The organism is Blastococcus sp. HT6-4 (assembly GCF_039679125.1).
Taxonomy (GTDB): Bacteria; Actinomycetota; Actinomycetes; order Mycobacteriales; family Geodermatophilaceae; genus Blastococcus; species Blastococcus montanus.
This window is the reverse complement of record NZ_CP155551.1, coordinates 3096547-3111297: the sequence shown is the minus strand read 5'-3', so window position 1 is coordinate 3111297 and position 14751 is coordinate 3096547. Positions and strand designations below refer to the sequence as shown.

General features: G+C 75.4%; 14 protein-coding genes. 9 read left to right on the top strand and 5 right to left on the bottom strand.

The features are described from left to right. The 3 genes from pgsA (at position 1) to ABDB74_RS14815 (ending at position 1807) form a co-directional block, all read left to right on the top strand. On the top strand, positions 1-666 hold the full coding sequence (gene pgsA, locus ABDB74_RS14825; RefSeq protein WP_346619501.1) for a CDP-diacylglycerol--glycerol-3-phosphate 3-phosphatidyltransferase: 666 nt from the start codon (positions 1-3) through the stop codon (positions 664-666). Positions 667-876: 210 nt separating this feature from the next. Continuing rightward, positions 877-1275, top strand: a complete 399-nt coding sequence (locus tag ABDB74_RS14820; protein ID WP_346619500.1) for a helix-turn-helix transcriptional regulator — start codon at positions 877-879, stop codon at positions 1273-1275. A 22-nt stretch (positions 1276-1297) separates the two neighbouring features. Then, a complete protein-coding gene (locus tag ABDB74_RS14815; protein ID WP_346619499.1) occupies positions 1298-1807 on the top strand; it encodes a helix-turn-helix domain-containing protein in 510 nt (169 codons plus the stop codon). Here ABDB74_RS14815 and ABDB74_RS14810 read toward each other — a convergent pair. Then, entirely contained in the window at positions 1782-2267 is a 486-nt protein-coding gene (locus ABDB74_RS14810; protein WP_346619497.1) for a GNAT family N-acetyltransferase, read from the bottom strand. The genes ABDB74_RS14815 and ABDB74_RS14810 overlap by 26 nt on opposite strands. Further along, a complete protein-coding gene (locus tag ABDB74_RS14805; protein WP_346619495.1) occupies positions 2264-3277 on the bottom strand; it encodes a PfkB family carbohydrate kinase in 1014 nt (337 codons plus the stop codon). The genes ABDB74_RS14810 and ABDB74_RS14805 overlap by 4 nt, the downstream gene beginning before the upstream one ends. Before the next feature lie 118 nt (positions 3278-3395). Between ABDB74_RS14805 and ABDB74_RS14800 the strand changes: the two genes are divergently transcribed. Then, complete coding sequence (locus ABDB74_RS14800; RefSeq protein ID WP_346619493.1) at positions 3396-4232, top strand: PspA/IM30 family protein; 837 nt, start codon at positions 3396-3398, stop codon at positions 4230-4232. 3 nt (positions 4233-4235) lie between these two features. Here the strand turns inward: ABDB74_RS14800 and ABDB74_RS14795 are convergent, their stop codons facing one another. After that, on the bottom strand, positions 4236-5093 hold the full coding sequence (locus ABDB74_RS14795; protein WP_346619492.1) for a DNA-formamidopyrimidine glycosylase family protein: 858 nt from the start codon (positions 5091-5093) through the stop codon (positions 4236-4238). A 103-nt stretch (positions 5094-5196) separates the two neighbouring features. Between ABDB74_RS14795 and ABDB74_RS14790 the strand changes: the two genes are divergently transcribed. After that, positions 5197-5781 (top strand): antibiotic biosynthesis monooxygenase, encoded by a 585-nt coding sequence (locus ABDB74_RS14790; protein ID WP_346619490.1) that lies wholly within the window; start codon positions 5197-5199, stop codon positions 5779-5781. Positions 5782-5806: 25 nt separating this feature from the next. Here ABDB74_RS14790 and ABDB74_RS14785 read toward each other — a convergent pair whose 3' ends face one another. Beyond that, complete coding sequence (locus ABDB74_RS14785) at positions 5807-10414, bottom strand: ATP-dependent helicase (RefSeq protein WP_346619489.1); 4608 nt, start codon at positions 10412-10414, stop codon at positions 5807-5809. 98 nt (positions 10415-10512) lie between these two features. On the opposite strand from ABDB74_RS14785, the gene ABDB74_RS14780 reads away from it, so the two are divergent. The 4 genes from ABDB74_RS14780 (at position 10513) to ABDB74_RS14765 (ending at position 14009) form a co-directional block, all read left to right on the top strand. Then, positions 10513-11796 carry an MFS transporter gene (locus ABDB74_RS14780; protein WP_346623891.1) on the top strand — a complete coding sequence of 428 codons (1284 nt, stop codon included), beginning with the start codon at positions 10513-10515 and terminating at the stop codon, positions 11794-11796. Between the two features lie 146 nt (positions 11797-11942). After that, the gene (locus tag ABDB74_RS14775) at positions 11943-12137 is read left to right on the top strand and encodes a DUF3046 domain-containing protein (protein WP_346619488.1); all 195 of its coding nucleotides are present in this window, start codon (positions 11943-11945) and stop codon (positions 12135-12137) included. Positions 12138-12313: 176 nt separating this feature from the next. Continuing rightward, positions 12314-13351, top strand: coding sequence for a recombinase RecA (gene recA, locus ABDB74_RS14770; RefSeq protein ID WP_346619486.1), 1038 nt, complete (start codon positions 12314-12316; stop codon positions 13349-13351). A gap of 151 nt (positions 13352-13502) precedes the next feature. After that, positions 13503-14009, top strand: a complete 507-nt coding sequence (locus tag ABDB74_RS14765) for a regulatory protein RecX (protein ID WP_346619485.1) — start codon at positions 13503-13505, stop codon at positions 14007-14009. Positions 14010-14086: 77 nt separating this feature from the next. Here the strand turns inward: ABDB74_RS14765 and ABDB74_RS14760 are convergent, their stop codons facing one another. Then, the gene (locus tag ABDB74_RS14760) at positions 14087-14689 is read right to left on the bottom strand and encodes a hypothetical protein (protein ID WP_346619484.1); all 603 of its coding nucleotides are present in this window, start codon (positions 14687-14689) and stop codon (positions 14087-14089) included. Positions 14690-14751 lie beyond the last annotated feature (62 nt).

The window sequence follows — 14751 nt, the reverse complement described above, 5'->3', positions numbered from 1 at the left end:
GTGACCGACGTGGCCCCGGACCCGGCAGCGACACCGCCGCAGTCGGTCAAGGTGGTCAACCTGCCCAACGCGCTCACCGTGCTGCGGCTGGCCCTCGTCCCGGTCTTCGCCGTGCTGCTCGTGCAGGACGGCGCGCAGGACCACGCGAACCGCTACTGGGCCACGCTCGTCTTCGGCCTGGCCATCATCACCGATCGCTACGACGGCCTCATCGCGCGGCGCACCGGCCAGGTCACCGAGTTCGGCAAGCTCGCCGACCCGATCGCGGACAAGGCGCTCACCGGCACCGCGCTCATCGGGCTCTCGGTGCTCGCGCTGCTGCCGTGGTGGGTGACGGCGGTGATCCTCGTGCGGGAGGTCGGCGTCACCCTGCTGCGGTTCTGGGTGATCCGGCACGGGGTCATCGCGGCCAGCCGGGGCGGCAAGGCCAAGACCGTCGTCCAGTCCCTGGCCATCGGGCTCTACATCCTCCCGCTGACCGGTGCGCTGGCCACGACCCGCTGGTGGGTCATGGCCGCGGCGGTGGTGCTCACGGTGCTCAGCGGGCTGGACTACGTCTACCGGGCCATCACGCTCCGGCAGACCAGCGCCCGCGCCATGCGAGCCGCCGCGGCCCGCCGCACGGCCGGGCCGAGCACCGGCACCCGCACCGACACCGCCGCCTGATCCCGGCGATGGTGGAGCGGGACGGGTTGCTCGGGCTCCGGCGGTCCGGGCTCGGGACCACCGGTCACGGGAACGCCGGCCCCGCTGCCTGCGTTACGCCATGAGCGGACTCGGGCCCGTCGGCGGGCTGGCGGCGCACTCGCCGCGTACCGTGAGCGCACGGTGCCGGACGGCACCGCCGCTTCCCCGCTCGCAGGACAGGAGACGGCCATGACGCTGCTGCGGACCCAGCTCGGGAACACCCTGCGCGGCCACCGGCTGCGTCAGCACCGCACGTTGCGCGACGTCTCCGGTGCCGCCCGGGTCAGCCTCGGTTACCTCTCCGAGGTCGAGCGCGGGCAGAAGGAGGCCTCCTCCGAGCTGCTGGCCTCCATCTGCGACGCCCTCGAGGTGGAGCTGGCCGACCTGCTCGCCGAGGTGAGCCTCGAACTGCGTGGTGCGACCGCCGGCGTCCGCCCGCTCGGCGCCACCGGCGAGGCGCCGGCGCTGGAGAGCGCCGCGGCGGCCGCCCAGACCGACGCGGCCGCGGAGCCGGCCCTGGCCCTCGTGGGCGCCGGGCAGCAGGAGCGCGGGTCCCGGCGCAGCGACGCGGTCTCGCTCGCCGCCTGAGGTCCCCGGCCCGCGTCGAGCCGTGAACCGCACCCGTGCCGAGCTGGTGGGGGCTGCCGCCCGCGCGTTCGCGGCGCAGGGGCTGCGGCGCAGCACGATGGCCTCGATCGCCGCCGAGGCCGGCGTCGCCAAGGGGACGCTGTACAACTACTTCCGCACCAAGGACGACGTCGCGTGGGCGCTGCTGGTCGCCGAGACCGAGCGGCTGATCGGCCTCGCCGGGGACCGTCCCCGGGCGGATGCCCTGGCCGCGCTCGCCGACGAGCTGGCCACCCATCCGGTGCTGCGGCGGCTGGCCGAGGACGAGCCCGGGCGGCTGACCCTGGACCCCGACCGCTGGGCGGGAGCGACCGGCCGGCTGGCGGACGTCCTCGACCTCGACGAGGACGGCGCGGAGCTGACCGCTCGCTGGCTGCTCGGGTTGGTCCTGCAGCCCGGTCGCACGACCGCGCGCCGTCGCCAGGCCGAGCTGCTGGCCGCCGCCCTGGCTCCGGGAGCCCGGCCGGTCAGCGCAGCGGCAGGCCCCGCGTGAAGACGACCCGGTCGGCGCCCGGCCCGGCGTGCCCGGGTGAGGGGGCGGCGTGCGCCCCGAGGCGCGCGGCCAGCGCGGCGGCGGCCGCGTCATCGGGGCGGGCCACCGCCTGGACCACCCGCGCGCCCACCCCGGCGGCCAGGCCGGCGAAGCGCTCGAGCAGCTGGGTCGCGACGCCGGCGCCACGCCGGTCCGGGCGCACCGCGACGGCCTGCACCACGGCGAGCCGGTCGGCGCTGACCACCCCGAGCAGGTAACCGGCGTCCTCGTCGTCCGGCGTGAGCGCGAGGGCGCCGAACCCGCCGAGCTGGTGGAAGAACACCGGGTCGTGCAGGGCCAGCACGTCGTCGTCGGCGAGCGGGGAGCCGGCCCAGAACTCCGCCCGGCGGGCGAGCAGCCGGCCGCGCAGCGCACCGGCCGAGAGCTCCTCGAAGCCGACCAGCCGGAGCCCGTCGCTCACCGGCGTTCCCGGGCGGCGGCGAGCTCGTCCCGGGTCGGCGGATCGGCGCCGACCCGCGTGCAGTTCAGCGCCGCGACGAGGGCCGCGTCGTCGGCCAGGGCCAGCAGCTCCTCGTCCGATGCGGCCTCCAGCGACGCCCGGGTGGTGATGCCGGCGTCGAGCAGCCCGGTCAGCAGACCCGCGGCGAGCGAGTCACCGGCGCCCACGGTGTCGACGACGTCGACCCGCGGGCTCTCCCGGTGCAGCACCGGCCGGCCGGGACGGGCGATCCGCAGCGGCGCACCGCCGTCGGTGAGCACGACCAGCGCGGGCCCGCGCGCGGCCCAGCGGCGGGCGGCCTCGTCCAGGTCGGTGGTCTCCGGTTCGAGCCAGGCGAGGTCCTCGGCGCTGAGCTTGACCAGGTCGGCGTGCGCGACCAGCTCGACCAGGCGCCGGGTGACCCCCGCGCGGTCGTTGCCGAGGGAGGCCCCGACGGGCCCGTCGGCCAGCATCGGGCGGATGTTTGGGTCGACGCTGATGAGCGCGGTGCCGGAGAGCCGCGCCACGAGGTGGGCGATGGCGGCGCTGCCCGGCTCGGTCCAGCTGGAGATGGAGCCGACGTGCAGGGCGCCCACCGCGGCGGGCAGGGCAGCGGCCAGCTCGTCGTCGGTCCACTGCCAGTCCGCGGCGCCCAGGACGTGGAAGCCGTACTGGGGCGAGCCGTCGGCGTCCAGGCCGACGACGGCGAGGCTGACCGGCTCGGCGGCCGCCACGAAGCCGGTGGTGTCCACGCCGGCGAGCTCGGCGTGCCGGCGCAGGTGGGGGGCCAGCGGCCCGGTGCCCAGGCGGGCGAGCAGGTGGACCGGCGCGCCCAGCCGACCGGCGGCCACGGCGACGTTCAGGGCGTTGCCCCCGGGGCGGGCGACGTACTGCGGCGCCGTCCCCTCGGGGCCTGCGCCGGCCTCGGGCACCGGCAGGAGGTCGACGACCAGCTCGCCGAGGACGCAGAGGACGGGGTTGGCGGGCGGCACGCGGGGAACCCTAGCCGCGGGCCGCGCGGCCCGCGTTGGCTCCGGACGGTGATCACCTGGGACGATGGCTCCGACGAGCATCACCGGGCCGGCGGCCACGCCGGAGCAGGAGGACCCCATGCCCAATCCGTTCGTGAAGCTGTGGAAGTACCTCACCGCATCGGCCAACGCCCAGATCGACCAGCGGGCCGATCCCAAGATCCAGATCGCACAGGCGATCGAGGCCGAGCAGACGCGGCACCAGTCGCTGGCCAACCAGGCCGCCGCGGTGCTGGGCAACCAGCGGCAGCTGGAGATGCGGCTGAGCCGGCAGATGGGCGAGGTCGAGAAGCTGCAGGCCTCCGCCCGTCAGGCACTCATGCTGGCCGACCAGACGCGGGGCAAGGGGGACGCGGCCAAGGCCACCGAGTACGAGCAGGCCGCGCAGGCGTTCGCCACCCAGCTCGTGGCCGCCGAGCAGTCGATGGAGGACCTCAAGCGCAGCCACGACGAGGCCCTGCAGGCCGCCGAGCAGGCGCGCGGCGCGGTGGAGCAGTCGCGGATGCGGCTGCAGACGACCCTCGCCGAGCGCACCAAGCTGATGAGCCAGCTCGAGCAGGCCAAGATGCAGGAGCACGTCGCCGCCTCGATGAAGCAGGTCAACGAGCTCTCCGCGCCGGGCAACACGCCCTCGCTGGGCGAGGTGCGGGACAAGATCGAGGCCCGCTACGCCAACGCGCTGGGTCAGGCGGAGCTGGCGCAGAGCTCCGTGGAGGGGCGGATGCTCGAGGTGCAGAAGGCTACGCTCGACGTCGCCGGCGCCTCGCGCCTGGACCAGATCCGCGCCTCGATGGGCGGTGGCGCACCGGCCGTCGAGGGCACGACCGCCGCGGGTGCGATCGAGCAGGGCGCGCCGCAGCCCGAGGGCGCGGAGCAGCCACAGGCGCAGCCGGCCGAGCGGCCCGAGCAGGCCTGACCGCTACCGGTAGAGGGTCACCGGCTGCGGGCGGCCCGGCTCCCCGGTGCGGGCCTGCGGGTCGATGGGGGAGCGGGCCGCCTGGCAGCGCGGGCACCACCAGGTGACCCGCTCCTGCGTCGGTGGGCCCTGCTCGCCGAGCAGGATCGCCGTCCCGCAACGCCGGCACGGGCGTCCCTTCCGGCCGGCGACCCAGTGGTCGTGGCCGCGGCGCAGATCGCCGGTGGTGCTCTGCTCGGGGTGGTGGCGGTTGGCCAGCATGAGGGTGCGTGCCCGCTCCACGAGGGGCTGCAGCCGGTCGTCGACGTCGGCCACGCGCGCCCAGGGGTGCACCCCGGCCAGGAAGAGCGACTCGACCTTGTAGAGATTGCCGATCCCCGCGAGATTCCGCTGGTCGAGGATCGCCACCCCCACCTGCTCGTCCGGCTGCGCGCGCAGCCGCCGCAGCGCCTCGTCGAGGTCCCAGTCCGGTCCGAGGACGTCCGGACCCAGGTGACCGACGAGCCGCTCCTCCTCCGACGTCGGCACGAACTCGACGTCGTGCAGCCGGTAGCCGACGCACTCCCACTCGTCGGTGGCCAGGACGATCCGGACGTCGTGGGCGGCCCCACCGCGCCAGCGGGTCCCGGGCCGGTAGATGTGCCAGCTGCCGTCCATCCGGAAGTGGGTGCGCAGCGTGTGCCCGTCGGCGAGGCGGACCAGCAGGTGCTTGCCGCGGGGGACCACCTCGGTGACCGTGGCGCCGGTCAGGTCCAGCGCGGCGAGCTGGGGCAGCCGGAACTCGCCTCGGCGCAGCGTCGCCCCGGCCAGCGCCGTCCGCATGCGTTCGGCCGCCAGCCAGACGGTGTCTCCCTCGGGCACGGCCCCCATGATCCCCGCCGGCGGCCGGCCCTGCTCCGATGGTGTGAGACCACCGACAGGCGGGAAGCTGCCCGGGCCTCGACGTGCTGCACCGGACGTGCAGGTGACCGATCGGATCCGTGCCCGGCTGGCCGGCCAGAGCGTCACGGTCGAGCCGACTTCCGAACCGGTCACCGTGACGGTGGCCCGCGTCGTCCGCGCCGATCGGCGGGCCGCGTTCGAGCAGTGGGCGGCCGACGTCCTGCAGGTCGCTGCCCGGTTCCCCGGCAACCTCGGCGCCACCCTCCTGCGTCCCGGCCCCGGAAGCGCCGAGTACCACCTGGTCTACCGCTTCAGCGACGCCGACTCGCTGGCCCGCTGGGAGCGGTCGACGGAGCGCTCCCGGGCGCTGGCGCAGCTCGAGGAGATGGTCGACGAGGAGCGCTACGCGCGCGTCTCGGGGCTCGACAGCTTCTTCACCCGTCCGGGGAAGCCCGGCCCGCGCTGGCGTTCGACGGTGCTGACCATCGCCGCCGTCCTCGCGATCACCTCGCTGTTCCAGCTGCTCGTGGCGCCGCACCTGTCGGGGTGGCCGGTCGGGCTGCGGTTGCTGCTGTCGGCCTGCGTCGTCGTGCTGCTGCTCGGCCACGTGGTCATGCCGACGCTCACGCGGCTGTTCGCCCGCTGGCTGCACCCCTCCCGGGACTGACCGGCGGAGCGCTGTGCGCGGGCGCTCAACCGCGCAGCCGCAGGCCACGCGGGGTGGCGGTGAACCCGGCGGCCTGCAACGCCTCCGACAGCGGTGTCGACTCGTGCACCGACGCGCCGTCGGCCTTCTGCACCACCATCCGGCCCAGCGCCCCCGCGGAGACCGCGCCCGACAGCGCGGTCGCCGCCTCCTTGAGCAGTTGCTCGTCCTCGGTCCAGGACAGCAGGGTCTTCCCGCCGCGCTCCACGTAGAGGACGAGCTCGCCGTCGACCAGGACGACGAGCGCGCCGGCCTTGCGGCCCGCGCGGTGCCCGGCCGCCTTCCGCGCGCTGCCGGTGCCCTCGCCGAGATCGACCGCATCGCCGTCGGCCGCCACCGTGCGCTCCGGCCACGGCAGGGCGGCGCCGTAGACGTTGGCCGGATCGGTCGCCGCGAGGACGACCGCGCCCGCCGGCACCCGGTCGGGGGAGGCGAAGCTGCGCAGCCGGTCGACCGAGCCCGGGGTGCCGAACTGCGCCGCGCCGAGGGTCTCGACGAAGTAGCCGCGCCGCGCCCGCCCGTTCTCCTCGAACGCGCGCAGCACCGGGTAGACGGCGGAGAAGCCGCCGGTGACCTGCTCGGCCTGCACCGCCCCGCGGGTCAGGACCCCGTGCCGCTCCAGCAGCGCCTCGGCGCGGGCGGTGCCGCGCCGGGTGGCGTTGGCCTCCCGGCCGGGCAACCGCGACCAGCGCCCGGCGACGGTGAGCGGCCCGGTGCGGGTGGGCATGGCGGCCCGGCCCACGCGCGGGCGCCCGTACCGGCTTCGGGTCATCCGCGGCGCGGCGGCCCGCTTGTGCGTGCCACCCCCGCCCAGGCGGGTGCGCAGCGGGGCGAGGGTGTCGTTGGTGAGAGCGCCCGCCCACACCAGGTCCCACACGAGGTCGGCCAGCGCGGCGTCGTCGGTGGCGCCGACGGCGTCGGAGAGCCCGCGGAAGAACATGGCCTGCCCACCGGCGAGCAGGTCAAGCAGCGGCTGACCCTCGCCGGCGATCTCCAGTTGCTCGGGCAGCAGCAGCGGGGCCAGGTCGGCGGGCACCAGGCTGAGCCAGCCGTCCCCGCCGGGCAGGCCGCCGGCGCCGGCCCACAGCACCTCCCCGGCGCTGGTCAGCTCGTCGAGCATCGCGGGCGAGTAGTCGCGGACCCGGGCCGGCAGCACCAGGGACTCCAGCGCGCTGGCGGGCACCAGCGCACCGGCCAGCTGCTCGACGACGGCGAGGACGCCGTCGGCCCCGCGCAGCCGGCTGCCGACCGACTGCCAGGAGGGCGTGAACCGGGCCAGCGTGCCGATCGGGACCGGCTCGACCTCCTGGCGCAGCTTCGCCAGGCTCCGACGCCGGATCGAGCGCAGCACGTCGGCGTCGCACCACTCCTGGCCGCTGCCACCGGGGCGGAACTCGCCGCTGACCAGCCGGCCGATCGCGGTGAGGCGCTGCACCGTCGCGGTGACGACCGCGACGCCCAGCCCCAGCCGGGTGGCGGCCTCCGCGGGCTGGAACGGGCCGTGGGTGCGGGCGTACCGGCCGACCAGGTCGCCCAGCGGGTCGGCCACGGGCTCGGTGAAGACCTCCGGCACCCCCACCGGCAGCGCCGTGCCGAGTGCGTCGCGCAGCCGGCCGGCGTCCTCGATGGCGACGTACCGCTCCTCGCCGGCGATGCGCACGACCAGCGCACGCCGGGCGGCGACCAGCTGGTCGAGCCACGGCTGCGCGACCCCGCGCCGGGCGGCCTCGGCGGCGGTGAGGTCGCCGACGACGCGCAGCAGGTCGCCGGCGCCGTCGACGTCCCGTGGATGGCGTTGCTCGGGCAGCCGCTGCAGCTCCGCCTCGATCTCGGTCATCGCGTCGGCGTCGAGCAGCTCCCGCAGCTCGGACCGCCCGAGCAGCTCGGCCAGGAGCCCGGTGTCGAGGGCCAGCGCCTGCGCCCGCCGCTCGGCCAGCGGGGCGTCGCCCTCGTAGAGGAACTGCCCGACGTAGCCGAACAGCAGCGACTGCGCGAACGGCGACGCCGTCTCGGTCTGCACGTCCACCAGGCGCACCCGGCGGGCGCGGACGTCCCGCATCAGCTCGATCAGGCCCGGCACGTCGTAGACGTCCTGCAGCACCTCGCGGGCGGCCTCGAGCGTGACGGGGAACGAGGAGAACTCGCTCGCGACCGACAGCAGCTGGGCGGCCCGCTGGCGCTGCTGCCACAGCGGGGTGCGGCGGCGGGGATCGCGCCGGGGGAGCAGCAGCGCGCGGGCCGCGCACTCGCGGAACCGGCTGGCGAACAGCGCGGAGCTGCCGACCTCCGTCGTCACCTCGCGCTCGACGTCGTCGGGGTCGAGGACGGCGAGGTCGGCCTCGGGCGGCTCGCCGGTGGTGTCGGGCAGCCGCAGCACGATGCCGTCGTCGGAGTGCATGGCCGAGACGTCGACGCCGTGGCGCTCGCGCAGCCGGGCGGCGAGCACCAGCGCCCAGGGCGCGTTGACCTGCGCGCCGAAGGGGGAGTGGACCACCAGCCGCCAGTCGCCGAGCTCGTCGCGGAAGCGCTCGACCAGCAGCGTGCGGTCGTCGGGGAGGTGGCCGGTGGCCGCCTTCTGCTCGGCCAGGTAGGCGGCGAGGTTGGCCGCGCCCCACTCGTCCAGGCCGGCGGCGCGGGCGCGCTCCAGGCCGGCCTCCGGCGTCGCGGAGCCCACCTCGCGGAGGAAGGCGCCCAGCGCCCGGCCGAGCTCGAGCGGCCGGCCGGGGGCGTCGCCGTGCCAGAACGGCATCTTCCCCGGCTGGCCCGGCGCCGGGGTGACCAGCACCCGGTCGTGGGTGATCTCCTCGATCCGCCAGGATGAGGAGCCGAGCAGGAAGACGTCGCCCGTCCGCGACTCGTAGACCATCTCCTCGTCGAGCTCGCCGACCCGCCGCCCGCCGGTGCCCTCGGCGCCGACGATGAAGACGCCGAACAGCCCGCGGTCGGGGATGGTGCCGCCGCTGGTGACCGCCAGCCGCTGCGCGCCGGCGCGGGCGGTCAGGGTGTCGGTGACCCGGTCCCAGGTCAGCCGCGGGCGCAGCTCGGCGAACGCGTCGGAGGGGTAGCGCCCGGCCAGCATGTCGAGGACGGCGTGCAGCGCCGATTCGGGCAGCGAGGAGAACGTCGCCGACCGCCGCACCAGCGCACCGACCTCGTCCACGGTGCGCGGGCGCTCGGAGACGATCGCGACGATCTGCTGGGCGAGCACGTCGAGCGGGTTGCGCAGGTAGCGGATGGACTCGATGGCGCCGGCCTTCATCCGCTCGGCGACCAGCGCGCACTGGACCAGGTCGCCGCGGTACTTCGGGAAGAGCACCCCGCGGCTGACCGCGCCCACCTGGTGCCCGGCCCGGCCGACCCGCTGCAGGCCGCTGGCGACCGTGGGTGGGGCCTCGACCTGGACGACGAGGTCGACCGCGCCCATGTCGATGCCGAGCTCCAGGCTGGAGGTCGCGACCACGGCGGGCAGCCGGCCGGACTTCAGCGCCTCCTCGACGATCGCCCGCTGCTCGCGGGAGACCGACCCGTGGTGGGCGGCCGCCACCGGCTGCACCCCCTCGGGGACGCCGCCGCCCGAGCCGGCCTGGGCCATCAGTGCGGCGGCGTTCGTGCCCGGCGGGACGGTCTCGCCGGTGGCCCGCTCGTACGCGAGCTCGTTGAGCCGGCTGGTCAGCCGCTCGGCCAGCCGGCGGGAGTTGGCGAAGACGATCGTGCTGCGGTGCGCCTGCACCAGGTCGAGCACCCGTTCCTCGACCGCCGGCCAGATGGAGTTCCGCGGCTGGCTCCCGGCCGCGGACCCCTCCAGCTCGCCGGTCGGCTGCCCCAGCTCGCTCATGTCCTCGATCGGGACGACCACCGAGAGGTCCCACTGCTTGGTCGACCCGGGGGCGACCACCTGCACGGGCCGGCCGCCGGCCAGGAAGGTGGCGACCTCCTCGATCGGGCAGACCGTGGCCGACAGGCCGATCCGCTGGGCGGGCCGGTCGAGCAGTTCGTCGAGCCGGTCGAGGGAGACGGCCAGGTGTGCGCCGCGCTTGGAGTCGGTGACCGCGTGCACCTCGTCGACGATGACCGTCTCGACCCCGCGCAGCGCCTCCCGCGGGGCGCTGGTCAGCAGGAGGAACAGCGACTCCGGTGTGGTGATGAGGATGTCGGGCGGGCGGCGGGCGAAGGTGCGCCGCTCGTCGGCCGGGGTGTCGCCCGAGCGGATGCCCACGCGGATCTCCGGGCGGGCCGACCCCAGCCGGGCAGCGGCCTGGCCGATGCCGGCCAGCGGGGCGCGCAGGTTGCGCTCGACGTCGACGGCCAGCGCCTTCAGCGGCGAGACGTAGAGGACGCGGCAGCGGGTGCGCTCGTCGGCCGGGGGAGTGGCGGCCAGCCGGTCGAGCGACCAGAGGAAGGCGGCGAGGGTCTTGCCGGAACCGGTGGGCGCGACGACGAGGGCGTGCTCCCCGCTGCTGATCGCCCGCCAGGCGCCGTCCTGGGCGGCGGTGGGCTGTTCGAACGCGCCGGTGAACCAGGCCCGGGTGGGCTCGGAGAACCGGCCCAGCGCGCCGTGATCCTCCGTACGGTCGGCGAACGGGTGGTCGGGCACGACCACAGTGTCCCCGCGGTGTACGACACTTCGCTGGCCGGCGGAGCGCCGGCACGCGGGGACCACCCGCCCGGGAGACGGGAGCGCACGTGGCGTCGATGCAGCAGGCCACGGCCGGGGTCGACGTCGGACGGGTGCAGCGCCGGACGGTGGGCGTCCTCAGCGGCGGCGTGGCGCTCGCCGGGCTGGGGGTCACCGTCGGCATCACCGCCGGTGGGCTGCTCGCCCGCGACGTCGCCGGCACCGACAGCGCCTCGGGGCTGGGTCAGACCGCCGGCGTCCTCGGTGCCGCCGTCCTCGCCGTGCCCCTGGCCCGGATCAGCGACTCCGCCGGCCGGCGTACCGGGCTGAGCATCGGATACGGGATCAGCGTCGCCGGGGCGGCGATCACCGTCGGCGCGGCCACGGTCTCCTCCCTCACGCTGCTGCTGGTGGGGCTGTTCCTGTTCGGCGCCTCCACCGCCTGCGGCCTGCAGTCCCGGTACGCCGCCGCCGACCTCGCGGAGCCGCAGCACCGCGGCCGGGCGCTCTCGCTGGTCGTGTGGGCCACCACGATCGGCTCCGTGGCCGGGCCCAACCTGGCCCCTGTGGGGGCCCGGCTGGGCACGGCGCTCGGCCTGCCCGCGCTGGGCGGGGTGTTCGTCCTGTCGGCGGTGGTGTTCGCCGTCGTCGCGGTGGGCTTCCTGCTCCTGCTGCGACCGGATCCGCTTCTGCTCGCCCGCCGGCTCGGGGGCGTTGAGCGGCGGCCACGGGCGCGCCGGGCCGCGTGGGCGGCGCTGCGGGTCGTGTGGGCCACCCCCGGCGGGCGCCTGGGCCTCACCGCGGTGGTGGTCGCCCACTCGGTCATGGTCGGCGTCATGGTGATGACCCCGGTGCACATGGGGCACGCCGGTGGGGCCGAGGGCACCGTGCTGCGGCTCGTCGGCCTGGTCATCAGCGTCCACGTGGCGGGCATGTACCTCTTCTCGCCCCTGGTGGGGATGCTCGCCGACCGCGTCGGCGCCCCGGCCGTCGTCGCCCTCGGTGGCCTGCTCCTCCTGGCCGCGGCGGCGGTGGCCGGGACGGCGGCGCCGGCCGACTCGATGCAGCTCGGCGCCGGGCTGCTGCTGCTCGGCCTGGGCTGGTCCTGCGGCCTGATCGCCGGATCCAGCCTGGTCACCGAGTCGGTCGGGGCGGACCTCCGGCCGACGGCGCAGGGCGGCACCGACCTGCTCATGGGGCTCGGCGCGGCGCTGGCCGGGGTGGTCGGTGGGCCGCTGCTGGCCTGGGGCGGCTTCGGTCTGGTCGCGGCGGTCTCGGCGGTGCTGCTGGTCCCGCTCGCTGTGGTGTGGTTCTCCGTCGCGCGGTCGACGGCCCGGGTCAGCGGCCCCGGTAGTTCCTGATCAGCAGCACGATGGTCACGATGAGCGCGAGCACGATGCCGATCTCCAGGACCACGTCGAGGGTCTGCGAGCCCGTGCCGGGAATCATGCCCCCAGCCTAGGGCGGTCGGCGGCGCCGCGGACCGTCGCCGGGTTAGCGTCGGGGCGTGCGCCTGCAGGAGTTCTGGTCCCGGCTCGACGGTCAGTTCGGGTCCATGCGCGCCCAGAGCGTGGCGCGCGACCACGTCTTCTCGGCCCTGGGCGGCCGCAGCGCCGTCGAGGCCATCGACGCGGGAGTGCCGGTGCGCAAGGTGTGGCTCGCGATCTGCGAGGACTTCGACGTGCCGGTCAAGGAACGCTGAGACGACGCCCACGGCCGGGTCGGCGTGTCGGCCTGGCAGTCGAACACCTGTTCGGCCTAGTGTGGCGTCCACAGGGCGGTCGGTCCTCCACAGTCCGCCCCGGAACCCGAAAACTGTCGGTGCCTCGCCCTAGCGTCGGTCCCGACCCGCTTCTCGCGAACCGAAGGTGACGCACCATGCCAGCAACACTTGACCGCGACAAGGCCCTCGACATGGCCCTCGCCCAGATCGACAAGCAGTTCGGCAAGGGCTCGGTCATGCGGCTGGGTGACAGCCCCGAGGTGGCCATCAAGGTCATCCCGACCGGCTCGATCGCGCTGGACATCGCGCTGGGCATCGGTGGCCTTCCCCGCGGCCGCGTCATCGAGGTCTACGGGCCGGAGTCCTCCGGTAAGACCACGGTCGCGCTGCACGCGGTGGCCAACGCCCAGGCCAACGGCGGCATCGCCGCCTTCATCGACGCCGAGCACGCGCTCGACCCGGAGTACGCCCGCGCGATCGGTGTGGACACCGACGCCCTCCTGGTCAGCCAGCCCGACACCGGTGAGCAGGCGCTGGAGATCGCGGACATGCTGATCCGCTCCGGCGCGCTCGACATCATCGTCATCGACTCCGTCGCGGCCCTCGTGCCCCGTGCCGAGATCGAGGGCGAGATGGGTGACAGCCACGTGGGTCTGCAGGCCCGCCTGATGAGCCAGGCGCTGCGGAAGATCACCGGTGCGCTGAGCAACTCGGGCACGACGGCGATCTTCATCAACCAGCTGCGCGAGAAGGTCGGCGTCGTCTACGGCTCGCCCGAGGTCACCACCGGTGGCCGGGCGCTGAAGTTCTACTCGTCGGTGCGCCTCGACGTCCGCCGTATCGAGACCCTCAAGCAGGGCACCGACGCGATCGGCAGCCGAACCCGCATCAAGGTCGTCAAGAACAAGGTCGCCGCGCCGTTCAAGCAGGCGGAGCTCGACATCCTCTGGGGTCAGGGCTTCAGCCGCGAGGGCGGCATCGTCGACGCCGGTGTCGAGCAGGGCATCGTGAAGAAGTCCGGAGCTTGGTACACCTACGAGGGCGACCAGCTCGGCCAGGGCAAGGAGAACGTCCGCAACTTCCTGAAGGACAACCCCGACCTCGCCGACGAGATCGAGAAGAAGGTCAAGGAGAAGCTGGGCATCGGCCCGACGCTGGACGCCCCGGCGCCGGTCGACGCCCCCGACTTCTGATCAGCCGGTGGACGACCGGTCACCGAACCGACGGCGCGCCCCGGGAGGGTTCCGGGGCGGCCGGCGGTCCCGAACTCCGGGTGGCGACGATTCCCTGACCCCGGACGTCGCCCCCGGATCCTCCGAGGACGAGCAGGCCGACCCCGAACAGGTGGCCCGCTCAATCTGCCTGCGGGCGCTGACCGGCACGCCCAAGACGCGGCAGCAGTTGGCTGACCTCCTCGCCTCGCGGGATGTCCCGGAGGCGGCGGCCGAGGCCGTCCTCGACCGGTTCACCGAGGTCGGGCTGATCGACGACGCGTCCTTCGCCCGGGCCTGGGTGAGCAGCCGGCAGGCCGGCCGCGGGCTGGCCCGGCGGGCGCTCAGCGCCGAGCTGCGGGCCAAGGGCGTCGACCCCGAGGTCGCCGCCGCGGCGGTGGAGACGGTGGACGACGACGACGAGCGCGAGGCGGCCCGCCGGCTCGTGGCCCGGCGCGTCGGTGCCATGCGGCGGCTGGATCGGGCCACCGCCACCCGCCGGCTGATCGGCATGCTGGCCCGGAAGGGCTACAACGGGGGGCTGGCCGCGGCGGTCGTGCGGGAGGTCCTGGACGAGGCGGACCTCGCCGGGGATGCCGACGACCTCCCGGAGTTCGACGAGGAGAGCATGCTGCCCTGAGCGCCGCGGCGCTCTCGGCCACGACGACAGGGGCCCGGTCCGGAGATCCGGATCGGGCCCCTGTCGTCGTCAGGGCGTCAGCCGGTGGCGAGCCAGGCGGTCACGTCGACCGCGGTGCCGTCGGGCGCCTCGGGGTCGGGGACCAACCAGGCCGGGTCCCGCAGCTGGCCGTCGGACAGCCACCGGGTGATCTCCGCGTCGAGGCTCTCCTCCGCGGATGCGCCGGGGCGGCGGCGCTCCCCGACGAACGTCAGGTCGGCCTCGCTGCCGTCGGCGTAGCGGAACACCACCCGGCAGCACGAGCGGCGGTGCCGGGCAGGCGGGACGGCCTCGCGGACGACGGCGCTCACGGCTCCCGCCGCCTCGGCGAAGGCCGGCGCGGCGGCGCGCAGGCGGGCGACGAAGGCCTGGCCGGCGTCGATCCGCGCCGTGGCGTCGACCGCGACCGGAACGGCCTCATCAGCGCCCGCGTCAGGGATGACAGCGGCCTCGATCTCCGCATCGGGCTCGGTGGCAGCGGCGGTCTCGACTGCATCCGGTGCGGCCTGCTGCGCGGCGACGGGGACCTCGACCTCGACCGCAGCGGGCGTGATCGTCTCGACGGCCGCCCGGGGGACCGGGGGCAGGTTGCGGCGCCCCACCGCGTGCATCGTCTCCATCGTGACGATGAGTCTCGCCATTGATTCGCGCCGTGACGATGCAACGCGCCCAGGTGGGACGAGTGGGTCAGGCGGGATGCCCC